This window comes from Streptomyces sp. NPDC001858 (assembly GCF_053594615.1).
On record NZ_JBSFEV010000005.1, the window covers coordinates 381,630 to 405,311 of the forward strand.

General features: G+C 71.5%; 23 protein-coding genes. 9 read left to right on the forward strand and 14 right to left on the reverse strand.

Annotation, left to right across the window (positions count from 1 at the left end; translation table 11 throughout):
• The first annotated feature begins 231 nt into the window (after positions 1-231).
• The 5 genes from ACWCPF_RS10365 to ACWCPF_RS10385 are packed head-to-tail and all read left to right on the forward strand — an operon-like array spanning position 232 to position 5,794.
• Positions 232-2,955 (forward strand): sensor histidine kinase, encoded by a 2,724-nt coding sequence (locus ACWCPF_RS10365; protein WP_451044547.1) that lies wholly within the window; start codon positions 232-234, stop codon positions 2,953-2,955.
• A complete protein-coding gene (locus tag ACWCPF_RS10370) occupies positions 2,952-3,482 on the forward strand; it encodes a roadblock/LC7 domain-containing protein (protein WP_451044548.1) in 531 nt (176 codons plus the stop codon). Before ACWCPF_RS10365 ends, ACWCPF_RS10370 begins: the two co-directional genes overlap by 4 nt.
• Positions 3,479-3,901: a DUF742 domain-containing protein gene (locus ACWCPF_RS10375; RefSeq protein WP_451044549.1), complete on the forward strand. Its 423-nt coding sequence runs from the start codon at positions 3,479-3,481 to the stop codon at positions 3,899-3,901. The genes ACWCPF_RS10370 and ACWCPF_RS10375 overlap by 4 nt, the downstream gene beginning before the upstream one ends.
• Complete coding sequence (locus tag ACWCPF_RS10380) at positions 3,882-4,526, forward strand: GTP-binding protein (protein WP_451044550.1); 645 nt, start codon at positions 3,882-3,884, stop codon at positions 4,524-4,526. The genes ACWCPF_RS10375 and ACWCPF_RS10380 overlap by 20 nt, the downstream gene beginning before the upstream one ends.
• 14 nt (positions 4,527-4,540) lie before the next feature.
• Positions 4,541-5,794, forward strand: a complete 1,254-nt coding sequence (locus ACWCPF_RS10385) for a styrene monooxygenase/indole monooxygenase family protein (protein WP_451044551.1) — start codon at positions 4,541-4,543, stop codon at positions 5,792-5,794.
• Here the strand turns inward: ACWCPF_RS10385 and ACWCPF_RS10390 are convergent.
• The 4 genes from ACWCPF_RS10390 to ACWCPF_RS10405 form a co-directional block, all read right to left on the reverse strand.
• The gene (locus ACWCPF_RS10390) at positions 5,767-7,059 is read right to left on the reverse strand and encodes an NlpC/P60 family protein (RefSeq protein ID WP_451044552.1); all 1,293 of its coding nucleotides are present in this window, start codon (positions 7,057-7,059) and stop codon (positions 5,767-5,769) included. The two genes, ACWCPF_RS10385 and ACWCPF_RS10390, sit on opposite strands and share 28 nt — an antisense overlap.
• A 101-nt stretch (positions 7,060-7,160) precedes the next feature.
• A complete protein-coding gene (locus tag ACWCPF_RS10395) occupies positions 7,161-7,463 on the reverse strand; it encodes a hypothetical protein (protein ID WP_451044553.1) in 303 nt (100 codons plus the stop codon).
• A 14-nt stretch (positions 7,464-7,477) separates the two neighbouring features.
• The gene (locus tag ACWCPF_RS10400) at positions 7,478-8,128 is read right to left on the reverse strand and encodes a TetR/AcrR family transcriptional regulator (RefSeq protein WP_451044554.1); all 651 of its coding nucleotides are present in this window, start codon (positions 8,126-8,128) and stop codon (positions 7,478-7,480) included.
• A 37-nt stretch (positions 8,129-8,165) separates the two neighbouring features.
• Positions 8,166-9,107, reverse strand: coding sequence for an AurF N-oxygenase family protein (locus ACWCPF_RS10405; protein ID WP_451044555.1), 942 nt, complete (start codon positions 9,105-9,107; stop codon positions 8,166-8,168).
• Between the two features lie 130 nt (positions 9,108-9,237).
• On the opposite strand from ACWCPF_RS10405, the gene ACWCPF_RS10410 reads away from it, so the two are divergent.
• On the forward strand, positions 9,238-9,843 hold the full coding sequence (locus ACWCPF_RS10410) for a Uma2 family endonuclease (RefSeq protein WP_451044556.1): 606 nt from the start codon (positions 9,238-9,240) through the stop codon (positions 9,841-9,843).
• 18 nt (positions 9,844-9,861) lie between these two features.
• Here the strand turns inward: ACWCPF_RS10410 and ACWCPF_RS10415 are convergent, their stop codons facing one another.
• The 7 genes from ACWCPF_RS10415 to ACWCPF_RS10445 form a co-directional block, all read right to left on the reverse strand.
• Positions 9,862-10,437, reverse strand: a complete 576-nt coding sequence (locus ACWCPF_RS10415) for a DUF3291 domain-containing protein (protein ID WP_451044557.1) — start codon at positions 10,435-10,437, stop codon at positions 9,862-9,864.
• A gap of 45 nt (positions 10,438-10,482) precedes the next feature.
• Positions 10,483-11,940, reverse strand: a complete 1,458-nt coding sequence (locus ACWCPF_RS10420; RefSeq protein ID WP_451044558.1) for a peptidoglycan D,D-transpeptidase FtsI family protein — start codon at positions 11,938-11,940, stop codon at positions 10,483-10,485.
• A complete protein-coding gene (locus ACWCPF_RS10425) occupies positions 11,937-13,427 on the reverse strand; it encodes an FtsW/RodA/SpoVE family cell cycle protein (protein ID WP_451044559.1) in 1,491 nt (496 codons plus the stop codon). Before ACWCPF_RS10425 ends, ACWCPF_RS10420 begins: the two co-directional genes overlap by 4 nt.
• A gap of 53 nt (positions 13,428-13,480) precedes the next feature.
• Positions 13,481-14,893, reverse strand: a complete 1,413-nt coding sequence (locus ACWCPF_RS10430; protein ID WP_451044560.1) for an SH3 domain-containing protein — start codon at positions 14,891-14,893, stop codon at positions 13,481-13,483.
• 70 nt (positions 14,894-14,963) lie between these two features.
• Positions 14,964-16,289 (reverse strand): ATP-binding protein, encoded by a 1,326-nt coding sequence (locus tag ACWCPF_RS10435; RefSeq protein ID WP_451044561.1) that lies wholly within the window; start codon positions 16,287-16,289, stop codon positions 14,964-14,966.
• The gene (locus tag ACWCPF_RS10440; RefSeq protein ID WP_451044562.1) at positions 16,286-17,080 is read right to left on the reverse strand and encodes a hypothetical protein; all 795 of its coding nucleotides are present in this window, start codon (positions 17,078-17,080) and stop codon (positions 16,286-16,288) included. Before ACWCPF_RS10440 ends, ACWCPF_RS10435 begins: the two co-directional genes overlap by 4 nt.
• A gap of 96 nt (positions 17,081-17,176) precedes the next feature.
• Positions 17,177-17,686: a protein-tyrosine phosphatase family protein gene (locus tag ACWCPF_RS10445; RefSeq protein WP_451044563.1), complete on the reverse strand. Its 510-nt coding sequence runs from the start codon at positions 17,684-17,686 to the stop codon at positions 17,177-17,179.
• Between the two features lie 111 nt (positions 17,687-17,797).
• Here ACWCPF_RS10445 and ACWCPF_RS10450 point away from each other — a divergent pair, with 111 nt between their 5' ends.
• A complete protein-coding gene (locus tag ACWCPF_RS10450) occupies positions 17,798-18,601 on the forward strand; it encodes a nuclease-related domain-containing protein (protein WP_451044564.1) in 804 nt (267 codons plus the stop codon).
• 140 nt (positions 18,602-18,741) lie between these two features.
• On the opposite strand, the gene ligD is transcribed toward ACWCPF_RS10450, so the two are convergent.
• Positions 18,742-19,623: a non-homologous end-joining DNA ligase gene (gene ligD, locus ACWCPF_RS10455; RefSeq protein ID WP_451044565.1), complete on the reverse strand. Its 882-nt coding sequence runs from the start codon at positions 19,621-19,623 to the stop codon at positions 18,742-18,744.
• A 67-nt stretch (positions 19,624-19,690) separates the two neighbouring features.
• On the opposite strand from ligD, the gene ku reads away from it, so the two are divergent.
• Positions 19,691-20,734: a non-homologous end joining protein Ku gene (gene ku / locus ACWCPF_RS10460; protein ID WP_451044566.1), complete on the forward strand. Its 1,044-nt coding sequence runs from the start codon at positions 19,691-19,693 to the stop codon at positions 20,732-20,734.
• 20 nt (positions 20,735-20,754) lie between these two features.
• Here the strand turns inward: ku and ACWCPF_RS10465 are convergent, their stop codons facing one another.
• Both ACWCPF_RS10465 and ACWCPF_RS10470 read right to left on the reverse strand, forming a co-directional pair.
• Positions 20,755-21,954 (reverse strand): acyltransferase family protein, encoded by a 1,200-nt coding sequence (locus tag ACWCPF_RS10465; RefSeq protein ID WP_451044590.1) that lies wholly within the window; start codon positions 21,952-21,954, stop codon positions 20,755-20,757.
• Entirely contained in the window at positions 21,955-22,104 is a 150-nt protein-coding gene (locus ACWCPF_RS10470; protein WP_451044567.1) for a hypothetical protein, read from the reverse strand.
• A 240-nt stretch (positions 22,105-22,344) separates the two neighbouring features.
• Here ACWCPF_RS10470 and ACWCPF_RS10475 point away from each other — a divergent pair, with 240 nt between their 5' ends.
• On the forward strand, positions 22,345-23,589 hold the full coding sequence (locus ACWCPF_RS10475; protein WP_451044568.1) for an MFS transporter: 1,245 nt from the start codon (positions 22,345-22,347) through the stop codon (positions 23,587-23,589).
• The last annotated feature ends 93 nt before the right edge of the window (positions 23,590-23,682 follow it).

Consider the following 23,682-nt stretch of genomic DNA (forward strand, 5'->3'; position numbering starts at 1 on the left):
AAAGCCCGTCGCCCACGTCCAACCGGCCTGCCGCACAAGGCCGCTGCGCGCGCCGGAGGAACTTGCCCGCCCACTCGACTCCGATGTTCACTCCTTCGGGTGGCGGGGCAAGCGATGCGCGGCCCCTGTCCACCGGCACTGGGAGGGTCGGGAGCCGTACCGGACGTACGCGCCAGTTGACGGAGCGTCACATCCGGCCCATGGGTACACGAGTCAGGAATGCGAGCACCGGTGCAGAAGACGCGGCCTCGGCGTACAGGCAGGCAGACGGCCTCCGAGGGGGGCGCGGAGCGCACCCCTGTCGGCAAGGGCCGTCCGACCCACGTACGCAACCGGCTGATCGTCGGGGTGGCCGTGGTGGCCGCCGCGATCGCCGGGGCCGGCGCCCCCTCGATCCTGGCCGCCTCCGGCCAGTTGAAGGACGCCCAGGACCTGGTCACCCTGGCCGAACAGACCCAGGACGCCCTCGCCCTCGCCCAGTCCCTCGCCGACGAACGCGACGAGGTCACCACCTATGTCGCGGCCGGCCGGATGAAGTCCAAGGCGCCCACCGCCGAGGGCAGCGCCCGGGTGGACCGGCAGGTGCGCGAACTGACCACCGAGACCGAGGTCTCCGCCGCGCTGCGCGAGGCCCTCGGCTCCGTCGCGACCGTGCGGCAGTCCGCCCTCACCGGCAAGACCTCCGCCATCCAGGCGCACGAGGCGTACTCCCGGGCCATCACCGCCCTCCACGTCCTCGTCGACCGGCTCGCCGAGCAGATGCCGCCCCGCGCGGGCTCCGGCGCCTACGCCCTCGCCGAACTCGACACCGCCGTCCAACAGGCCTCCGCGGCCCGGGGACTGCTCCTCGCCGCGCTGAACGTGCCGACGCGGACCGAGACCGACTACGACCCCCTCACCGGCCGCGAGACCACCGAGAAGGTCTCCTCCAAGGCCGACGCCAAGCAGCGCGACGCCCTCACCGCCGCCGCGCAGCAGGCCCGGCTGCGCTCCGACGCAGCCCTCGCCGACTTCCGCGAGGGCGCGCCGCAGGACGCGGTCGACTCGTACGACTCCACGGTCACCGGCGGCGACGTCGACGCCGCCGAGGCCTACCTCGCGTCCCTCACCGACCAGCCCGAACTCAGCGGCGCCGAACTCGACACCAGCGTCAAGAAACTGGACGCCGCGCTCTCCGCCCGGGTCGACCAGATGCGCGGCGTCGAGTCCTCCCTCTACGGCAAGCGCACCGAACACCTCGCCCAGTTGCGGGACGACGACGTCACCGACCTGGAGCTGCGGGTCACCCTCCTCGGCGCGCTGATGCTGCTCGCCGTCGTCGTCGCCACCGGCATGGCGCGCAGCCTCACCCGCCCGCTGGCCGTGCTGCGCCGGGGCTCGGCACGGCTCGCGCAGGCCGAGAACCCGGCCGCCGAGGAACCGGTCAGGTTCACCGGCCGCAACGACGAGTTCGCCCAGGTCGTCCGCTCCGTCAACGCCCTGCACGAGCACGCCGCGGCCCTCCACGAACGCGTCGCCACCCTGGAGTCCGACCGCAAGCACCTGGTCGGGCAGCGCCAGCGGATGGCCGACGCCCGCGAGGAGCTGCGCGCCGAACTCACCGACTCGGCCTCCCAGTTGGACGGCCTGCGGGACAGCATCAGCAGCACCTTCGTCAACCTCGCGCTGCGCACCCTCGGCCTGGTCGAGCGCCAACTCGCCGTCATCGAGGGCCTGGAGGAGCGCGAACAGGACCCCGACCGGCTGGCCACGCTCTTCAAGCTCGACCACTTCGCCACGGTCATGCGCCGCCACAGCGAGAACCTGCTGGTCCTGGCCGGCACCGAACACGTCCAGCAGCACGCGGGCCCGATCCCGCTGGTGGACGTGGTCCGCGCGGCGGTCAGCGAGATCGAGCGCTACGAGCGCGTACGGATCGCCGCGCTGCCCCCGCACGCGCACGTGGCCGGCTTCGCCGCGGACGACCTGAGCCATCTGCTGGCCGAACTCATGGAGAACGCCACCGCGTTCTCCCCGCCGGACCTGCCCGTCGAGATCTCCGGCTGGCTCCTGGAGAACGGCGAGGTCATGCTCTCCGTCCAGGACGAGGGCATCGGCATGGCCGAGGAGCGGATGGACCGGCTCAACGCCCGCCTCGCCGCCTTCGACCCCGAGACGCCCTACGACCAGGAGGGCGACGAGGGTCTCGGCCTCGGTCTGTACGTGGTGGCCCGGCTCGCCCACCGGCACGGCGTGCGGGTGCGCCTGCGCGAGCAGAAGCAGGGCGGGGTGGCCGCGGTCGTCGTCCTGCCGAACCCGCTCCTGGCCGCGGCCCCGGCCGCCGCGCTCCCCTCGGCGGTCCCGGCCTCGGCCGCCAACCAGAGCTTCACCCTGCCCGGCGCCGACGCGGAGGCCAACTCCAACGTCCTGCCGGGCCGTGCCAAGTCCACGGACCCGCTGATCGCCCTGGCGGAGCAGACGGCACGCCAGGCGGAGACCCCGGAGCCGACCCCGGAGCCGGCCCCGGCCCCGGAATCGGCAGCCGAGACCACCATGGAACTCCTGCTGCCGACCCCGGCACCGGAACCGGCGGCCGCGCCCCACCCCGAAGACGGCGGTGACGACAGCAGCGCCGAGCACAGCCGCGTCCCGGACGGCCTGGACGCCCTGGACGCACCGGACGCGACCGTGGAGCCCGTCACCGACAAGGGCCTCCCCAAGCGCACCCCCAAGATCACCGCACCCGCCCAAGCCCCGCGTCAGCGGACCGGTTCCGTCGACGCGGACGCCCTCCGCCGCCGGCTGGGCGGATTCCGTCAGGGCGCGCAGGCCGGCTACCGCGAGGTGGAAGCGGAGATCGCCGAACGGACGGGCCAGAACAAGGTCCCGTCGGCTCAGGTGTCCCACAAAGCTCAAGAAGCACACGCACACGCCGAAGATGACACGGGGGGCACAGTCGAGGAGGCAAGCAGTTGACCGCGCCCAGTACCTTCGGACTGAGCAGTGAAGCCCGAAACCTGCACTGGCTGTTGACGAACCTCGTGGAGGAAGTGCCCGGCATCCAGTCCGTCGCGGTCGTCTCCTCCGACGGTCTGCTCCTGCTGTCCTCGGACCCAGGCCGAAACGATCAGGCACGTCAGCCCCGTGAGACGAAACCTTCCGGCCCGCGCGGCTCCTCCGCCGACCTCGCGACCATCGTCTCCGGCATCGGCAGCCTCACCATCGGCGCCGCCAAGCTCATGGCGTTCGGCGGGGTGAAGCACACCATGATCGCGATGGCGGAGGGCAGTCTCTTCGTCATGTCGATCAGCGACGGCTCGCTCCTCGGCGTGCACGGCTCCGCCGACTGCGACATGAGCGTGGTGGCCTACCACATGGCCCTCTTCGTGGGCCGCGCCGGACACGTCCTGACCCCGGAACTCCGCAGCGAGCTCAGGAAATCCCTGGAAGCCGCCGAGTCCGGGTCGCAACCCGAGTCGGAGTCGGCCGGGAGCGTCCGATGAGCACACGTCCCGAGAACGCCAGGCAGCAGCTCCCCGTCCGCGGCGGCGACCGCAAGCCCGCCCGGGTGCGCCCCTACTCGCTCACCGGCGGCCGCACCCGCTTCGGGCACGTCCTCCTCGTGGAGACCTTCGTGGCGGCCCTCGAAGCCCCCGAGGAGCGCCGGGAACTGACGAACGGCTCGTTGAAGTCGGCGGTGATGCCGGAGCTGCTGGCCATCGTCGAACTGTGCCGCCGGATGCGCACGGTGGCCGAGATCGCCGCGCTGCTGAAGATGCCGCTCGGCGTGGTCCGGGTACTCCTCAGCGACCTCGCGGACCAGGGAAAGATCCGTGTGTACGGCACCGGTACCGCCCACGGTACGGGCCGTCCCGACCGCGCTCTGCTGGAAAGGGTGCTGAGTGGACTCCGTCGTCTCTGACGCCGCCTCCTCCGTTGGCGTCACCCCGCCCGTCGAACCCGACGAGCCCCTGCAGCCCTGGCAGCTGGACCGCACCCGCGCCCCCATCGCGACGAAGATCGTGGTCGCGGGCGGCTTCGGCGTCGGCAAGACCACCCTCGTCGGCACCGTCTCGGAGATCGAGCCCCTCCAGACGGAGGCGCTGATGACCGAGGCCAGCGAGGAGACCGACGACCTCACCGGCACGCCCGAGAAGACCACCACCACGGTCGCCATGGACTACGGCCGCCTCACGCTCGACGACGACCTCGTGCTCTACCTGTTCGGCACGCCGGGCCAGCAGCGGTTCTGGTTCATGTGGGACGACCTGGTGCGCGGCGCGATCGGCGCGGTCGTCCTCGCCGACACCCGCCGGCTGAAGGACTGCTTCCCCGCGCTGGACTACTTCGAGAGCTGCGGACTGCCCTACGTCGTCGGCGTCAACCACTTCGACGGCAGCGAGCAGTTCGAGCCGGACGACGTGCGGGAGGCGCTCACCATCCCCGCGCACATACCTGTCATGATCATGGATGCGCGGCGCCGGATCTCGGTGATCGAGACCCTCTTGGCCCTGGTGGGCCACGCGCTCGACGAAACCCCCGAGTAGGAGACGTTCCCCGCATGCGGAAGATACTCGTCGTCGGAGCCGGCCAGTCCGGTCTCCAGCTCGCCCTTGGCCTCCAGTCGCACGGGTACGAGGTCACCCTGATGTCCAACCGGACGGCGGACGAGATCCGCGCCGGACGGGTCATGTCGACGCAGTGCATGTTCCACACGGCGCTGCAGCACGAGCGCGATCTCCAGCTGAACTTCTGGGAGTCCCAGGCCCCGAAGATCGCCGGACTCGGCATCTCGCTCGCCGCGCCCGGCTCGCACGACCCGGGCCCCACCCAGCGCGTCATCGACTGGGTCGGCACCCTCGACGGCTTCGCGCAGTCCGTCGACCAGCGGGTGAAGATGGCCGGCTGGATGGAGACCTTCGCCCAGCGCGGCGGCCAGCTCGTCATCCACGGCGCGGCCGTCTCCGACCTCGACTACTTCTCCCGCGCCTACGACCTCGTCCTGGTCTCGGCCGGCAAGGGCGAACTGGTGTCGATGTTCGGCCGCGACCCCGAGCGCTCCCCGTACGCCGAGCCGCAGCGCGCCCTCGCCGTCTCCTACGTCCACGGTCTGGGCCCGCGCCCCGAGCACCCGGACATGGAGGCCGTCCGCTGCAACCTCGTCCCCGGCGTGGGCGAGCTCTTCGTCATGCCGACGTTCACCACCTCGGGACGCGCCGACATCCTCTTCTGGGAGGGCATACCCGGCGGCCCGCTGGACGTCTTCAACGGCGTCAAGGACCCGGCGAAGCACCTCTCCCTGACCCTGGAACTCATGGAGAAGTTCACGCCGTGGGAGTACGCCCGCGCCACGAACGTCGAACTGACCGATGCGGGCGGCACGCTGGCCGGCCGCTACGCGCCGACCGTCCGCAACCCCATCGGCCGGCTGCCGGGCGGCGGCCTCGTGCTGGGCGTCGCGGACGTCGTCGTCGCCAACGACCCGCTCACCGGGCAGGGTTCGAACTCCGCGTCCAAGTGCGCGGCCGCCTATCTCGCCTCGATCCTGGAGCGCGGTGAGAAGGAGTTCGACGAGGAGTGGATGCGGGCCACCTTCGACCGGTACTGGGACACCGCCCAGCACGTCACCAAGTGGACCAACGCCATGCTGTCGCCGCCGCCGGAGCACGTGGTGAACCTGCTCGGCGCGGCGGGCCAGCTGCCGCCGGTGGCGAACCGTTTCGCCAATGCCTTCGACGACCCGGCCGACCTCGAGAACTTCTTCTACGAGCCGGAGAAGACGGGCGCCTATCTGGCAGAGGTCGCCGGGGCATAAGCCGGGCCGTCCGGGCCGTCCGGGTTGACCGGGCCGTCCGGGCGCACGGCGCCCAGGACCGGGAAGGACGCGATCGGGGAGACCTTGACCTTCTCCCCGGTCCTCGGCGCCTGGACCACCTCGCCCCTGCCCAGGTACATCGCCACGTGCGTGGCCTCGGGGAAGTAGACCACCAGGTCGCCGGGGCGCAGCTGATCGAGGGGGACTCTCGGCAGCCGGGCCCACTGCTCCTCGCTGGTCCGGGGGATCGGCGTCCCGGCGTGCCCCCACGCCTCGGACGTCAGACCCGAGCAGTCGTACGTCCTCGGGCCCTCGGCGCCCCATTCGTACGGCTTGCCGAGCTGCCGCAGCGCGTACCGCACGGCCCGCCCGCCCTCCTTCGACGGCTTGCGCGGCTTGCCGTCCTCGCCGATCGCGCCGGACGCCATCAGCTCCTCCTGCGCCCGCGCGACCCCCTTCTTCTCCAACGCGGCGAGGGCGGCGAGCTGTTCGGCGGTGAGCGAGGCCAGCAGCCCCTCGACGTCGGCCAGCCGCCGGTCGACGCCGTCGCGCTCCTTCTTCCTGCGCTCCGCGAGGGTGAGCTGGTCGTCGAGGGCGGCGCGGGCCGCGCGCGCCAGCCCGTCCGCCCGGCGTTCGCCGCTCTCCAGCCGTCCGACCGTCTCGGCCCGCGAGCGCGCCAGCCGGCCGATCACCTGGCCCTGGTCGAGAGCGTGCTGCGGATCGCGGGCGAACAGCAGCCGTACGTAGGACGAGATGTCGGCGCCGGTGCTGCCCTGGTACTGCTCGCGGGCCAGCCGGCCGGCCGCGCCCCGGCTGTCCTGCAGCGTGAGCCGGGCCTTCGCCAGTTCGGCGTCCAGCCGCCGGGTCTCGGCCCGCCGCCGCTTCAGCCGCTCCTCGGTGGCGTTGAAGGCCTCGGTGGCCTGTTCGGCCTCCCGGTACAGCTGCTGAAGCTCCGTCAGCAACTCGGCCACGGTCCGTCCGCCCGGGCCCTTCGCCTCGGTAGCCGACGGTTCACCCGGTTCCCGGGCCCCCGCCCCGGCCACCGGCGCTGCCCCCGGCACCGACGACTCCGGCGCCGACGACTCCGGCGCGGTGGCCGCCGGTTCGGGTTCGGCCGGGTCCGGGGTCCGTGGCTCGGCGACGGTCCGTTCGGCGGGCTCCGGCGGCTCCGGTGCGGCCAGGGCGAGCCCGGGGGGCAGGACGGCCTGTGCGGCGAGCGCCGCCGCCCCGACCGTACCGGCCAGACGCAGCAGTCTTCCTGACACGTCATCACCTCCGCTGCGGGGTGGCCCCTCCATCCCGCAGGGCGAGCATCGGACGCGGGTGCGCGGCCCGCGCGCCGGGTGCGCGGTTCGGCGCAACGCGCTCACTCGTCGGCGTCGTCCCGCGGCCGGCCCGGCGTGGCGTCCGGCTTGGACCAGGGCCAGCGTGGTCGGCCGCTCTTCTTCCCCTCGGGGTCGAACTCGTACTTCCAGCCCTGGGGCAGTCCGAGCTTCTTGCTGTGGCCGCGGGGCACGCGCCGGTAGACCAGGACGGTGGGCGGTCCGCCGGCCGCGTCGGGGACGGGGATCCGGTACGTCTTCGGCGGGTGGCCGGTGGGGCCCAGCAGCACGGACAGCACCCGGCCGTCCATGGGCCCGCCCTCGAAGGGGGTGTCTTCGCTCTTCACGCCACCAGTGTCGATCAGGTCCGCGCGGTCGGCGCATCCCGGAGCAGCTCGGCGGTCTGCGGGTCCCGGGCCGCGGTCACCGTCAGGGCGGCGACGAACTGGTCGACCAGCCAGTCCCGCAGCTCGTCGGCGGGCGGCTGCTGGTCCTCGTCGAGCCAGATCAGCGAGGCCGCCTCGACCGCGGTGATCCACATCCGCACGGTCATCCGGAGCCGCGGCCCGGGATCGGCGACCCCCAGATGGCGGTAGATGTGCTCGGCGGCGGCCCGGCGGACGCCGTCCACGATGGCCGTCGTCCGGGACGTCTCGACGACGCTGCCGCCCTGGAGCAGGGCGCTGAAGCCGGCGTCGTGGCGGCCGACGAACGTGAGGTACCGGTCGAGGGCGCGGGCCAGCCGGGGGAGGAGCGGACCCTCCAGCGGCTCGCCGAAACAGTGCCGCAACTCCTCGGCGGCGGAGCGCAGCGCGGCCTCGTAGAGCTGCTGCTTGCCGCCGGGGAAGTACCGGTAGACCAACGGCCGGGACACCCCGGCGGCCTCCGCCACGTCGTCCAGCGAGACGTCCTCGGGGACGCGGTGGGCGAACAGCGAGAGCGCGGCGTCGAGCAGCTGACTGCGGCGCTCCTCGACGCTGAGCCGACGGTAGGCGGGGGCGGCGGGGGGCATGGTTGCAGCGTAGTCCGGTCGCCCCGGGTTCGTTGCCCTATGCAAGCAGCCCCGAGGACTGCCACAGCCGCCGTCCCACCCCGCGCAGCACGCCGATGTCGTCCAGGAAGTCCGTCAGCCGCTTCGCTCCCGACTGCATGACCTCCCGCCGGTGCCCGCTCGCCTGCACCTGCGCGATCGCCTCGCGCCGGTCCAGTCCGACGTTCGTGTAGACCTCCGGATTCACGAACGCCACCGAGAACACCCGCGCGAACTCACCCGACGTGACCCTGGTGAACTCCTGGGACCACCGCGGCGCGGTCACCATCTGCCGGCGCAGCTCCTCGCGGGCGTAGCGCACATGCCGGGCCTCCTCCACGACATGGATCCGGGTGACGCCCCGGACCAGCGGCTGCACCCGCTCGTCGGCGAAGGTCAGCCGCTGCATCCAGTCGAGGACCTCCTCGCCGAGCAGGGTCGCGGTGAACGAGCCGGGGGTGGTGGAGATCGTCTTGAACAGGCGGCCCAGGTTCTGGTGGGCGCGGCTCACCGGGTACCAGGGCGTCTCGCCGCGGGTGATCAGCCGGGCGAACATCTTCGAGTGCCGGCACTCGTCCTCGATCTCGGTCAGCGCGTAGCGCACATGCGCGCTCGTCGCCGCCTTGTCGTAGATGTGCCGCACCAGCAGCTGCATGAGGATGATCTCGAACCAGATCCCCAGCGAGGCGAGCGCGGCGGCCTCGTGCCGGGACAGCAGGATCCGCTGCTCCTCGCTCATCCGCCGCCATATCGGCGTGTCGTACAGCGACACCAGCTCCGGCGGCCAGAACCACTTGCCGTCCTCGAAGGGGGCGTCCCAGTCCAACTCCTCGTCCGGGTCGAAGGAGTGCTTGGCGGCGGACGCGAGCAGCCGTTCGGCCACCTGCTCCCGGTCCTTGAGCAGGCCCAGCGCGTCCCGCAGCCCGGCGAGCGCGTCGGCATCGGTGAGGGTCGTCGTCATGGCTCTTATGAGACTGCTTGTCAGCAAGGGCGTCAATGCCTGCGCCATGATCACTCTTCGAGGTGGCGGATCGGCGTACTCCGCTGGGCACGCGGCGACGCCTGCCAGGCTCCACCGCATGGGAGCAACCATGAGCACCGGACGCGAGTACGGGCTGGATGAGGACTACGAGTGGCCTCGCCCGCCACAGAGCGGCTGGGTGGCGGAGGACCTGGATCGGCTCCCGAACCTGCCTCCGCACACGGAGCTGATCGACGGGAGCCTCGTTTTCGTGAGTCCGCAGACCCGTTTCCACATGCGCACCCTGCGTCTGGTGGAGCACGCCCTGCTGGAACAAGTGCCGGACGAGTTCGACATCTACCGCGAGTTCACCGTCAGGCTGGACGAGCGCAACCGCCCGGAGCCCGACGTCCTGGCGGTTCGCGCGGACGCGGACGCCGGGCCCCTGCAGAACCGGCTTCACCCCGACGACGTCGTCCTCGCGGTGGAGATCGCCTCGGGGGACTCGCGGGACCGCGACCGCCACGTCAAGCCCTTGAAGTACGCGGCTGCGGGCATCCGTCACCACTGGCGCGTCGAGGAGAAGGACGGCGGCTTGCCCGTGGTGTACGTCTACGAACTCGACCTCGCCACCAAGAGGTACGTCCCGACCGGGATCTACCACCATCAGCTCAGCGTGGCCGTGCCCTTCTTGATCGAGATCGACCTCACCGACATCAACCGCCGACGCGGCTGACCGCCGACGACCGGCCGGCTAGACCGAGCAGCCCAGGTCCTCCGGGATCGTGAAGGCGACCGGTTCCGCGCCCTGGGGCGGGAACGAGGTGCGCAGGGTGAAGGCGTACGGGGTCGGGCCGTTGGTGCGCAGATGGAGCAGGCGGGACTCGGCCTCCGCGACCGTCGGACGGTGACCGGCCGGCACCCACCACAGGGTCGTCATCGACTCCGCGACCCGCTCGAAGAACTCCCGTCGGCGGGACATGATCTCTCGGTGCCCGCCCTGGTACATGTACGTGGTCAGGGCGTTCGCGTCCCGCCACACCGACATGTTGACGATCAGCCAGTCGTCGCCGAAGAAGCTGATGTCCGTCGCGTTGCCCTCCTCGGACTGCAGCCGCCACGCAAATCCGTCCGCCGCGTCGGCGTCGGCGTTGACCGGATCGAGGGCGTCGACGAAAGGCTTCAACTCGTCGGAATCCAAAGGAAACTTGAGGCGCGAGATGTTGACCTGGGCAAGCTCGAAGGCTGCGTCGGGAACGGCTGCGGAGGCGGTTCCAGCGGCGGTCTCAGGGGCGGCTTCCGGGACGATTTCGGCGCTGGCATCAGTCATGGGCGAACCGTAGAACGCTCCTGTACAGTCCCGGAAGCCCCCGTCTCACGAGTTGAGCACCGCCTCCATCACCGCTCTGGCGATCGGCGCCGCCATCCCGCCGCCGGTGATGTCCCCGCGGCGCGCCGACCCGTCCTCCACCACCACCGCGACCGCGACCCTCGGCTCCATGTCCCGCTCGCCCTGCGCCCAGGACACGAACCAGGCGTACGGCGTCCCGGCGTTGCCGATGCCGTGCTGGGCGGTGCCGGTCTTGCCGCCGACGACCGCGCCGGGGATCGCCGCGTTCGTGCCGGTGCCCTCCCGCACCACGTCCTCCATCAGCTCGCGCAGCCGCCGCGCCGTCGAGGGGTACATCGCCTGGCGGACCGGACGGGAACCGGCCGTCGCCACCGTCGCCCCGCTCTTCCGCGTCGTCCGCTCCACCAGATACGGCGTGCGCACCAGCCCCCCGTTGGCCACCGCCGCCGACACCATCGCCATCTGCAGCGGGGTCGCCCGGGTGTTGTACTGGCCGATCGAGGACAGCGCCAACTGCGCCTTGTCGAGCGAGGTGTCGAAGGTGCTCGGCGCGACCGCGAACGGGATCCGCACATCCACGTCGTTGAAGCCGAACGCCTGCGCCGTCCGCGTCATGTGCGCCAGCCCCGTGTCCACACCGAGCTTCGCGAACACCGTGTTGCACGACCACCGGAACGCCTCCCGCAGCGGAGCGTCCTCGCAGCCGTCGCCCTCGTTGGTCAGGCGCGTCGTCGTGCCGGGCAGCCGGTAGGGGGCGGGGGAGCGGGTCGCCGCGTCGAGGTCCGTGATCACCCCCGCGTCCAGCGCCGCCGCCGCGGTGACCACCTTGAACGTCGAACCAGGCGGATACGTCTGCCGCACCGCCCGGTTCAGCATCGGCTTGTCCGGATCGCCGTTGAGCCGCGCCCAGGCCCGCTCCGCCCCCGCGTCGTTCCCGGACAGCACGGCCGGGTCGTACGACGGACTCGACACCAGCGCCAGCACCCGCCCCGTCGCCGGCTCCACCGCCGCCACCGCGCCCTTGCGCCCGCCCAGCCCCTCGTAGGCCGCCCACTGGGCATGCCGGTTCAGCGTCGTCACCACGTTGCCGCCGGCCGGCCGGCCGTGCGTGACGTCGTTCCACAGCGGGAACGGCGAGAGCCGCGGATCGGACCCGGACAGCACCTCGTCCCCGGCGTGCTCCAGGAACGTCGTCCCGTAGACCTGCGAGGCGAAGCCGGTCACCGGCGCGTACAACGGCCCGTCGAGATACGTGCGCTCGTAGCGCAACTGCTCCCCGGTGTCCCGGGACCCGGTGACCGGATCGTCATCGACCAGGATGTCGCCGCGCGGCTGGGCGTAACGGGCGATGGAGTCACGCCGGTTGGCCGGATTGTCGTCGTAGCTCCCGGACCGGACGACCTGGACGCGCGCGGCGTTGACCAGGAGCGCCACCAGCAGCAGAGCGCAGAAGACGGCGGCGTGCCGGATGTGCCGGGTCACGCGGGCCTCCGGAGGTTCTTGTCGAACGGTTCACGACGAGGATCGTCGAACGATTCGATCGTCGACTTCCCGGACGATTCCATGGAGGGCTCTATGGGCGGTTCCCTGGGCGGTTCCATGTGCGGCCGTCTCGCCGAGTCGCTCACCCGGATCAGCAGCGCCACGATCGCCCAGTTGGTGACGACCGACGAGCCGCCCTGCGCGAGGAACGGCATCGCCATGCCGGTCAGCGGGATCAGCCCGGTCACCCCGCCGGCGATCACGAACACCTGGAGCGCCACGATCGAGGCGAGGCCCGTCGCCAGCAGCCGTCCGAAGGGATCCCGCAGGGACAGCCCCACCCGGTAGCCGCGTTCGACCAGCAGCCCGTAGAGGAGGAAGAGCGCCGACAGCCCCGCCAGCCCCAGTTCCTCGCCCGCCGTCGCCAGGATGAAGTCCGACTTCGCGGCGAAGCCGATCAGGATGGAGTGGCCGAGCCCCAGCCCGGTGCCGAACACCCCGCCCGCCGCGAAGGAGAACAGCGACTGCGCGAGCTGATTGGGCCCCTGACCGGCCTCGATCGACGCGAACGGGTGCAGCCAGTCCTCCACCCTGCTGTGCACATGCGGCTCCAGACGGCCGACGGCGACCGCGCCGAGCGAGGCGAGCAGCAGACCGACGGCGATCCAGCCGGTGCGGCCGGTGGCGACGTAGAGCATGACGACGAACAGCCCGAAGAACAGCAGCGACGTGCCGAGGTCCCGCTCCAGGACCAGCACGCCGACGCTCAGCAGCCAGATCGCGACGATCGGGCCGAGGACGCGCCCGGTGGGCAGTTGCATGCGCGAGAAGCGCCAGATCCGGCGGCCCGAGTACGCCAGCGCGGTGCGGTTGGCGGCCAGGTACGCGGCGAAGAACACCGCGAGCAGCACCTTCGCGAACTCACCCGGCTGGATGGAGAAGCCGGCGATCCGGATCCAGATGCGGGCCCCGTTCACGGCCGGGAAGAGGATCGGGAGGATGAGGAGAGCGAGCGCGGCGACCACGCACACGTACGCGTACCGCTGCAGCACCCGGTGGTCGCGCAACGCGACGACGACCACGATGAACAGGGCCACCCCGACCGTCGACCACACCAGTTGGGTGGGCGCGGCCCGGTCGCCCGGCGTCTCCAGGTCCAGCCGGTAGATCAGCACGAGGCCGATCCCGTTGAGCAGCACGGCGATGGGGAGGAGGAGCGGATCGGCGCAGGGCGCGCGCAGCCGCACCGCGAGATGCGCGAGCAGCGCGAGCACGCCGAGCCCGGCGCCGTAACCGGCGGCGCCGGGCGGGACGGTGCCGTTCTTCGCGAGGCCGACCGCGCAGTACCCGTACACCGAGAGCAGGACGGCCAGGACGATGAGGGCGAGTTCGACGCCACGGCGCCGGAGGAGGCGCACCGCGGGTGCGGGCGCGTCCGCCGCCGCGACAGTGGTCCCGGTTCCCGGCCCTGCTCCCACTTTCGTCATGTCCGGAACTTACCCAAATAGGGCTCCTTGTGAGCCTTGAAGGTGTTTGCGTGTCAGCACCAGCGCGGCGCCGCCCCGATGTTGTCGATGTAGCGCGCCGAGCCCCAGGCCCAGGTGCCGTCCGTGAGGAGGTACCAGAGGGAGTTGCCCTGGACGTTCTGCCCGGAGGTCTTGCAGAAGATCGAGACGACCTCGCCGCGATACGCGACGCGGATCACCTGACTGGCGCGGGTCGGCCTGCTGCGCAGCAGCAGTTCGCTCGCGGTCACGCGTCCGCGGTAGGTACGGGAGTCGTTGTGGTCGTCGGGACGACCGCCGCCGCCGGACTGCCAGTCACCACCGTCACCCCCGGACTCCCAGTCACCACCACCCCCTGACTCCCAGTCACCGCTTCCCCCCGACTGCCAGTCACCACCGCCGGCGGACTGCCAGTCACCACCGTCACCCCCGGCCTGCCAGTCGCTCCCACCACCGGACTGCGAGACATTGCCCCCGCCGGACTGCCAGTTCCCGGTCTGACCGGTCTGACCTGTCTGGCCGGTCTGCCCTGTCTGGGTGCTCTGATTGCCCTGCCCGGTCTGGCCACTCTGGTTGCTGCCTTGGCCGGTCTGACCCGACTGCGTGCCCTGCCCGGCCTGGTTGCCCTGGCCCGCCTGGTTGCTCTGCCCGGTCTGGTTGCCCTGGCCGGTCTGAGTGCCCTGACCCGCCTGGTTCCCCTGACCGGTCTGCGCGCCCTGACCCGTGGGGTTGCCCTGGCCGGTCTGGCCGGTCTGCGTGCCTTGGCCGCTCTGGTTGGCCTGGCCGGCTTGGGTGCCTTGGCCGGTCTGGTTCCCCTGACCGGTCTGTGCGCCCTGACCCGTGGGGTTGCCCTGGCCGGTCTGGCCGGTCTGCGTGCCTTGGCCGGTCTGGTTGGCCTGGCCGGCTTGGGTGCCTTGGCCGGTCTGGTTGCTCTGCCCGGTCTGAGTGCCCTGACCTGCCTGGCCCTGGCCAGCCTGAGTGCCCTGACCCGCCTGGTTCCCCTGGCCTGCCTGGTTCCCCTGACCCGCCTGAGTGCCCTGACCCGTCTGGTTCCCCTGACCCGTCTGGTTCCCCTGGCCCGTCTGCGTGCCCTGACCCGTGGGGTTGCCCTGGCCGGTCTGACCCGTCTGAGTCCCCTGGCCGGTCTGACCCGTCTGAGTCCCCTGGCCCGCCTGTGCGCTTTGGCCGGTCTGGCCCGCCTGCGTGCTTTGGCCGCTCTGGCCGGTCTGGCCGCTGCCGCCCGCCTGGCTCTGCCAGTCGTATGAGCCGGTGCCGCTCTGCTGTGGGGCGGTGCCGGTGCCGCTCTGCTGGGCGGCCGTGCCGGTGCCGGTGGTGCCGTCGCCGTCGTCGGCGAGGGCCGGGGTGACGGCCGCGGTGGCCGCGAGGGCGCCCGCCGCGGTGACTATGGCGAGGCGGGTGAGGGGGGAGCGCAGGGACGTGGCGGACATGGCGATACCTCCATGAAGAGGGTGAAGCTGACTAATCGCCACATTAGGAGTGCTTCGCGCGTGTCGCCCGTCACGCTGAGCCATCGGGGAGGACGCTCACGGCAGGAGGCGTCTGAGGGAGCGTCAGCGTGGCCACCGCACCGCCGTCCGGCGCGTTCGTGAACGTCAGCCGAGCGCCCAGCACCTCCGCCTGACCGACCGCGATCGTCAGCCCGAGCCCGTGCCCCCTCGCCCCGCCCTCCGTACGGAACCGCTGCGGCCCGTGGGTGAGGAGGTACTCCGGATAGCCGTCACCGTGGTCCCGCACGGTGACGACGGGACCGTCGACCGTCAGCACGACGGGCGACCGCCCGTGCCGGTGCGCGTTGGCGAGCAGGTTCCCCAGCACCCGTTCGAGGCGCCGCCGATCGGTCTCCACGCGCGCGTCCCGGACGACCCTGACCTCGGCCCCGCTCGGAAGGCAGGCCCCTGACGTGTCCGCCGCCCCCGACCCGCCGGACGCCTCCGCCGCCCGTACCACCCGCACCGCCAGCACGCCCAGTTCCTCGGCGTCCAGCTCCAGCCGCTCACGCCCGGTGTCCAGCCGGGAGATCTCCAGCAGGTCCTCGGTGAGCGTGCGCAGCGCCGCGACCCGGTCGCGCACCAGCTCCGTCGGCCGTCCCGGCGGCAGCAGTTCGGCGGCCGCGTGCAGCCCGGTCAGCGGGGTGCGCAGCTCGTGCGCGACATCGGCGGTGAACCGCTGCTCGCTCAGCAGCTTGCCCTGCAGCGAGGTGGCCATGGAGTCGAGCGCGACGGCGACGGCGGCCACCTCGTCCTGGGGCCGACCCGGGTCCCGGGCGCGGCGGTCGTCCACGCGCGCGTCGAGGTCGCCGGCGGTGATCCGCCGGGCGACCTGCGCGGTGGTGTGCAGCCGACGGGTCACCCGGGTCACGGCGAGGGCGCCGACGAGCAGGGTCGCCCCGATCGCCAGCGCGGACGACCACAGGATCGCGGTGTCGAGCGCCTCGATGGTGCGGGCGCTCTGCGAGTAGTCGACGGCGACCGCGAGGGCGCGCCCGCCCTCCGCCGGACCCGCCGCCCACATCGTCGGGCGCCCGTGATCGTCGGCGACCATCGTGCCGCGCTCCCCGGCCACCGCCAGCGATCGCAGTGAGCCGGGCAGTCCCGCCGGATCGAGGCTCGCGCCCCGCCCGAGCGTGTCCCCCGCCTCGAACGCGGCCGTCGCGTCCGTCAGCCGGGACAGCGCGAGTTCGCGGGCCTGGCCGACGGTCTGGTTGGTCACCGACACATGCACCAGGACGCCGAGCAGGGCGGCCAGCGCGCAGCACATCACGGTGATGAAGGCGGCGGCCTTCGCGGCGAGCGTGCCGGCCCACGAGGGAAGCGCGAGCCTCATCGGCCGCTCGCGGAGCCGGACGGAACAGAGCGAGACGAGGCTGACGACGGTGACGCGGCCGAAGCGGACGGCTGCGGTGATGCGGCCGACGTGGACGGCTGCGCGGAGCGCTTCCGACCGCCGCCGATGCGCAGCATCTCGTCATGGGTGAGCAGCATGGCCTGCTGTTGCTGATCCCAGGTCCACTGGAGCCGGTACTCGTAGCCGGCGACCTCCGACGGAGCGCGGATGATCACGGACCGCCCGGCGAGCTCGACCCCGCTGACGGCGTCCTCGTAGGACATGACCTTCATCAGTCCGTCGCCGCGGACGGTGTAGACGCGGACGGCGGTCAGATTGCCGGGCAGTTGCCGGAAGCCCAGCGTCATGTCCTCCTTGCCGTCACCGGTGAGGTCGCGGTAGTACGCCTTGAGGACGGGACACCTGGCCCCTTCCTCGCCGCTCTTGCCGCAGTCGGCCATCCGGCGGGCGGTCTCGTCGTAGGCGCCGTCGGTGTAGTCGCCCGGGGCGGCGGCGATCTCCGCGCGCACGACCGCGACCGGGTCCACCTTGCGGATGTCGCCGTCCGGCACGGTGACGCCCTTCACGACCTCGGTTTCCACCTCGCCGATGTCGAAGGCCGGACTGGCGGCGGGGGTCAGACCGGGCCAGAGCCGGTCCGGGCTGATCGCGGTCGGCGTCGAGCCCGCGCCCTCCAGCTCCCCGGCGTCCCCGCAGCCCACCAGGACCGAGGCCAGCAGAACGAGGCCGGCGGCGGCGAACGCGGAACGGATGGGACGACTGCGGAACACGGGACTCCTGTGACTCCTCTGCGGCGACGACGATGCCGAGCCCGTACACCATATTCGTAGGGAAGTCCGTTTTACGTACCGACTGCGACGAAACGATTACTCGGCCAGTTCCTCCAGCAGCCTGGCCGTCGGCAACCCCGCACGCAGGTACTCCACGAACAACTCGTTGTGCAGGGCCCACGGGGAGCGCCGTGACCGTATCAGCCGGATCGCCGCCTCGGCCGAATGCCCCCGGCGCACCAGCGCATGGGCGACGACCAGCCCCGACCGGTTGTAACCGCTGTAGCAACGCACGAGGACCACCCGCCCCTCGTCCATCGCGTCGGCGGCGGCCTGCGCCAGCCGGATCACCCCGGCGAGCTGGGTCCCGTCCAGCGGCCCGTCCGGGATCGGCCACACATGATGCTCCACGCCGGTATCGGGCCCGTGCCCCTGCCGGGCCCGGGTCAGCGTCTGGACGACGTCGAACTCACCTCGGACCACGGCGAGCTCCAGTTCCCCGGACGGCCCCCGGAACTCGTGCCCGCCCATCCACAGACCGGGCACGATCTCGCTCCACGGACGCTCCGGAACCGGTACGTCGGGTTGCTTCCTGCGGGTCCGCAACGGCGCCTCCCCAAACGCGCTGCCTAGGGCCTGCCCAACTCCTCCCGAAGGTAACCGCCTTCTTGCCCCGGGGGCACCCCTCCTGTTCCCTTGGTCAAGGGGTGATGGTGCATGAACGGACTGCGCGTCATACCGACCTGGCGACATGGCCAGGAGCGGCTCTACGTCTGCCTCACCGACGGCAGGAACATCGCCTGGTACGACCGTGAGGCGGCCAGGGTCAACCTCATCGGGGACGACCGCAGAGAGGACGTCCTCGAAGCCCTCGGCCCCTTCATCACCGGCCCGGTCACGGTCGGCCCGCCCCCGGTCCCGACCCCCGCGGAGCTGGCCCGCCTCGCCCTCCACCCGGACGACGACCTGGCCCCCAACCGCCCCGGCGAGGCCCTCATCGTCGACCTGGACCGCGACCCGGGCCCCGCCCGCCGCATCCGGACCGACCCGCGCCGACGAGCCCTCGCGGCGGAACAGACGATCGGCGAGGCCCTGGACCGCCTGGACGGCGCCGGCTGGCGCACGCTCCACTCGCTCCCCCTCCCGGGCGGAGACCGCGTCCACCACCTGGCGATCGGCCCGGCCGGCCTGTTCGCGATCCACACGCTGTTCGCCCGCAAGCAGCGGGTCCGCATCGCCGACCCGATGGTCACGGTGGGCCGCCGAGACCCGGAACCCGTCCTGCGCCGCGTCCGCGCGGACGCCGACCGCGCCTCCTACGCCCTGACGGCCGAGGTCCACCCGGTCCTGGCCCTGGTGGCCCCGACCGACGTCGATTTCCAGACCCCACCCCGAAACGTCCGCACCCTGACCGACACCACCCTCACCGACCTGACCCGCCCAGGAGCGGTCCTCAAACCGGCAGACGTGGAGGCCCTGCACGCGATGGCGAGAGACAGGCAGACATGGACAAGGGTCTGAGACGCGGGACTCTCAGCCCGTCCGGCGCCTGAGGACGAGGCCGTCCAGGCCGAAGCGGGGGTCTGGGGGCGCAGCCCCCCAGGGACGGGAACGGGAACGGGAAGGGGCGGCGGGGGCGAAAAAACCGGCCCCGCGCCCGGTCACGGCACCACCCCCGCCCGCCCCCGCTCCCACAACGGAGCCAGCAGATCCCCCCGCTCCCGAACCCGAGCGGCGACATCCGAGGCCAGAAAAGTCAACGCCCCCACCTCCCCACACCCCTCGACCTCCTCCCACCCCACCGGCGCCGACACACTAGGCTCCGCCCGCGCCCGCAAGGTGTACGGCGTGGCCGTCGTCTTGCGCGCCGCGTTCTGACTCCAGTCCACGAAGACCTTCCCCGGCCGCAGACTCCGCGTCATCCGGTGCACGACCAGCCGCGGAACGGCCCGCTCCGCCTCCACGGCCAGCCGCTTGGCGTACTCCGTGACCCGTTCGGACGACGCCCCGCGCACCGCCGCCAACAGATGCAACCCCTTCGCCCCCGAAGTCTTGGGGTACGCCTGGATCCCATCCACCGCCAGCCGATCCCGAAGCCACACCGCGACCTCGCAGCACTCGACGACGGTGGCGGGCGCCCCGGGATCGAGGTCGAAGACGAGCCGGTCGGCGACGCCGGGATCCTGGATCACCCACTGGGGCGTATGGAACTCGGTGACGAGGTTCGCCGCCCACACCAGACTCGCCAGATCCTGCACGAGCACCATCCGGGCCGGCCCCTCCGACCGCGGCACCTCGGCGGTGGCGACCCACTTCGGCGTCCCCGGCGGCACGTTCTTGGCGAAGAAGACCTGCCCGTCGGGCCCGTCCGGGTAGCGCAGCCAGGACAGCGGCCGGTCGCGCAGATGGGGGAGCAGGACGTCGGCGACGGTCGCGTAGTAGTGCAGCACCTCGCCCTTGGTGAAGCCGGTCGCCGGATACAGCACCTTCTCCAGGTTGCTGAGCGCGAGCCGCCTGCCCTCCACCTCGGTGATCGGCGTCATAAGATGAGAATCACACATAACGGACGAAATCATCTGATACCGGAACAATCCCGGGAGGGCGCTGCACGTGAGATCCATCTGGAACGGCGCCATCTCCTTCGGGTTGGTCAGCATCCCGATCAAGCTGGTGAACGCCACCGAGAGCCACTCGATCTCCTTCCGCCAGATCCACACGGAGGACGGCGGCCGCATCCGCTACCGCAAGGTCTGCGAGCTGGAGGAGCGCGAGGTGAGCTCCGCGGAGATCAGCAAGGGCTACGAGGACGCGGACGGCACGATCATCCCGATCACCGACGAGGACCTGGCCCAGCTGCCGATCCCGACGGCGAAGACGATCGAGATCGTGGCGTTCGTCCCGGCCGACCGCATCGACCCGCTGCAGATGGACGCCTCCTACTACCTCCAGGCGGGCGGCGTCCCGGCGGCGAAGCCGTACACGCTGCTCCGGGAGGCCCTGAAGCGCAGCAACAAGGTGGCGATCACGAAGTACGCGCTGCGCGGCCGCGAGCGCCTGGGCATGCTCCGCGTGGTCGGCGACGCGATCGCCATGCACGGCCTGCTCTGGCCGGACGAGGTCCGCGCACCGGAGGGCGTGGCCCCGGATGCCTCGGTCACCGTCCGGGACAAGGAACTCGACTTGGCGGACGCCCTGATGGACACGCTCGGCGAGGTCGACCTGGCGGACCTGCACGACGAGTACCGCGAGGCCGTGGAGGAAGTGGTCGCGGCGAAGGCGGCCGGCGAGACACCCCGAGAGGCCCCGACACAGCCGTCCAGCGGAAAGGTGCTGGACCTGATGGCGGCGCTGGAGAAGAGCGTGCGGGCGGCGCAGGAGTCGAGGGGCGAACAACCGGAGCAGGCAGAGGTCACACACCTACCCGCACGCAAGTCGGCCCGCACGGCACCCAAGCGGACGGACGCCAAGAAGTCGACAGCGTCAAAGAGCACGACGACCAAAAAGACGCCAACAAAGAAAACAACAACGAAGAAGCCACCAGCAAAAACACCAGCCAAGGCAACGACAAAGACAACAACAAGGGCATCGACGTCGACCTCGACGTCGGAGAAGCCGACGCCAAAAAAGACAACAGCCCGCAAACGCACAGCCTGACAACTGCACGGCGGCCGAGATCAGGCAGCCTCCTCAAACGCACCGCGCCCTTCCGACTCACCCTCCCTGCGCACATCACCCCACCCCGGGACGGCCAGAAGAGCGGTGCCCGCCCCCAGCCCCACCGCAGGCCAGACGGGAAACCCGCCCCCGTAAGCGAACCCGTGCCCGGCGAAATAGGTCAGCGCCCAGACACTCACCCCGAGCCCGGCCCAGATCCGCGAGGAGTCGATACCGCGAGCCGTCGCGGAGGCCCGCACGCGCAACTCCAGCGCGACCACCCCTCGCTCCACCGGCCGCAGCACCCACAGCACCCCCACCAGCACACCCGCCAGCACCACCAGCCACGGCACCCGCAGCGCCCACCAGGCGAGGGAGCCGTAGCCGGGTTCGGGAGCGAGCCCCGTCAGATAGAACGCGGCGGCGACGATCAGCACCGGCAGCATGTGCCACAGATAGAGCGCCATGCTGCCCGCCCCCAGCACCCGCACCGCCCGTGCCACCCGGCCCCGCTCCACCACCCGCCGCACCACAGGCGCGACCAGCAGGGCGACGCCGATCTGCGCCACGGCCCACGCCAGCATGGCCGCCGACGGCGGGTTGGTGTTGCTCAGCTCCTGCCCGCTGACCAGGATCAGACTCACGGGAAACGGCCCGGCCCCGACCAGCGCGAAGAACACGCCCGCACCCGCCCCGGCCATGGCAGCCGGCGCCGTCCACCCACCCGCACCCACCAGCCCGTCCCGCCAGCAGAACCCGAGCTGGTAAACAACACCCCACACGAGCAGGTAGTTGAGCGCCCCGATGACTTCGACGCCCCCGGAGCGCGGCGAGTCCGCAGCCGCGACGAGGACGCCGATGCCGAACCCGAGGACGCCCATCCCCACGGGCACGCGCACGCCCCACCTCTCGTGAAGGGCGTACATCGCCGGAGTCAGTGCGCTGAGCAGCAGATACACCGGCAGGAACCAGAACTGCATGGCCATCGCCCACCCGACCAGCGCGAGGGTGGCGGGATCCACGCCGATCCCGGCGGACACCCCGACGGCGAGCAGCACGAGCCCGCTGTACGCAGCCGTGGGCAGGAGCAACCGCACCGCGCGCTGCCCCACCCACCCCGCAGCGGTCCCGCCGACCTCGCGGGCCCGAGCCCAGGATCCCGCGGCGGCATACCCCCCGGCCAGGAAGAACAACGGCATGATCTGGAACCCCAGGGTCAGTCACTGAGTCCAGGGCAGGGTCGCCAGCAACTCGGGCGCGTCGATCCCCCCGTCCGGCCGCCGGACCAGCCCGGTGATCAGCCAGTGGCCCAGCACGACGAGCAGGATCGCCCACGCCCGCAGAAAGTCGACGTACCGGTCACGATTCATGCCCGAATGGTTCCGCCCCGCCCAACTCCCGTACACGCAAAACCCTTTGTCGCAACCAACCCGTGCCCACCCCGACACAGTCGGCAAGCCGCAGAGCCCGGGACCGGCGCACGACCACCAGCCAGACAGACAGGGCAAAACATCTTGACGCGGCCCTGAATGTTACCGGTAACATCAATCCTCATCGGAAGCACCACACCACACCCCACACCGCAGTGGGCCGTCTGTCCTGGAGTCCGCGTGACCGACCACCCCACGGCACAGCGCGCCCCGGCCGCAACACCCCTGCCGCACACCACCGTCGACACCGACCGGGTCTTCTCCCCGCTCGCGGTGGCGGCCTCCTGCGTAGGCTTCGTCCTGATCGGCGCACTCCAGGCCCTCTACGGCCCCGCGATTCCCGCCCTCCGCCAGGAGTTCGGACTCTCCCCCTCAGCCGCAGGACTAGGCCTGAGCGCCCACTTCGTGGGCGGGGTGGCCGGAGTCCTCCTCTTCGACCGCCGCTACGGCCGAACCGGCAACCGACGCATCCTGGCGATCTCCTACCTCCTCATGGCGGCCGGAGCCGCAGGCTTCGCGCTCGCCCCGAACTGGCCCCTGGCCCTCACCGCGGCCTTCCTCGCAGGCCTAGGCTTCGGCGGCATCGACTACGGCCTCAACCAGCTCTTCGCGGTCGGCTTCGGACACCGTTCCACCGCGATGCTCAACATCCTCAACGCCCACTTCGGCATAGGCGCGATCCTGGGCCCGGCCCTGATAGGAACCGTGGGCGCGGAACACTACCCCGCAATTTTCACGGCTTTCGCACTGGCCAACCTGCCCTTGCTCCTCTGCTTGAGAGGAGTACGAAACAACCCACCACAACACGCCACCACCCCCACCCACACCACCCCCACCGCTACCCCCACCGAGAAGGCAAAACCCGCCACCAACGCCCTACGCTCCGTCCTCACCGTCTTCGTCACCCTCTACGTCCTGCATGTAGCCATCGAGGCCGGCGTGGGCGGCTGGGAGCCCACACACCTGGAGACGGTCGGCTACGGCGCGGGCGCAGCAGCCACCGCGACCTCCGTCTACTGGCTGATGATGACCGTGGGCCGCTTCCTGGTGGCCCCGATCGCCCTGCGCTTCTCCGCCCAGGCCATCATCACGGTCTCCTGCGCCGGCATGACCGTCTGCCTCCTCCTGGCGTCGATACCGAGCCTGGCCCCCTACGCCTACGCAGGCGTGGGCCTCTTCATCGCGCCGATCTTCCCCACCGGACTCCCCTGGCTGACCCGGGCGGCCCCCCGAGCCCGCCGCGCCGGCGCGGTCGTCATAGCCGCGTCCATGATGGGCGGCGTAGCGGCGGGCCCGGCACTCGGCAAGGTCATCGAGTGGTCGAGCGTCAGAGCCGTCCCCCTACTCCTGGCAGCAGTGTCAACAGCCTGCCTGGCAGCCACAGTCTGGCTGACAAGAGCAACAACCAAACCGCAGACCCCATAGCCCCCACCCAAGCCCCCACCCAAGCCCCCACCCAAGCCCCCACCCAAGCCCCCACCCAAGCCCCCACCCAAGCCCCCACCCAAGCCCCCACCC

Coding starts and splice junctions, on each gene's coding strand:
- ACWCPF_RS10375 (WP_451044549.1), top strand. CDS start 3,479: ATGAGCACACGTCCCGAGAACGCCAGGCAGCAGCTCCCCGTCCGCGGC.
- ACWCPF_RS10385 (WP_451044551.1), top strand. CDS start 4,541: ATGCGGAAGATACTCGTCGTCGGAGCCGGCCAGTCCGGTCTCCAGCTC.
- ACWCPF_RS10400 (WP_451044554.1), bottom strand. CDS start 8,128: ATGCCCCCCGCCGCCCCCGCCTACCGTCGGCTCAGCGTCGAGGAGCGC.
- ACWCPF_RS10405 (WP_451044555.1), bottom strand. CDS start 9,107: ATGACGACGACCCTCACCGATGCCGACGCGCTCGCCGGGCTGCGGGAC.
- ACWCPF_RS10410 (WP_451044556.1), top strand. CDS start 9,238: ATGAGCACCGGACGCGAGTACGGGCTGGATGAGGACTACGAGTGGCCT.
- ACWCPF_RS10415 (WP_451044557.1), bottom strand. CDS start 10,437: ATGACTGATGCCAGCGCCGAAATCGTCCCGGAAGCCGCCCCTGAGACC.
- ACWCPF_RS10425 (WP_451044559.1), bottom strand. CDS start 13,427: ATGACGAAAGTGGGAGCAGGGCCGGGAACCGGGACCACTGTCGCGGCG.
- ACWCPF_RS10430 (WP_451044560.1), bottom strand. CDS start 14,893: ATGTCCGCCACGTCCCTGCGCTCCCCCCTCACCCGCCTCGCCATAGTC.
- ACWCPF_RS10435 (WP_451044561.1), bottom strand. CDS start 16,289: ATGAGGCTCGCGCTTCCCTCGTGGGCCGGCACGCTCGCCGCGAAGGCC.
- ACWCPF_RS10450 (WP_451044564.1), top strand. CDS start 17,798: ATGAACGGACTGCGCGTCATACCGACCTGGCGACATGGCCAGGAGCGG.
- ligD (WP_451044565.1), bottom strand. CDS start 19,623: ATGACGCCGATCACCGAGGTGGAGGGCAGGCGGCTCGCGCTCAGCAAC.
- ACWCPF_RS10470 (WP_451044567.1), bottom strand. CDS start 22,104: ATGAATCGTGACCGGTACGTCGACTTTCTGCGGGCGTGGGCGATCCTG.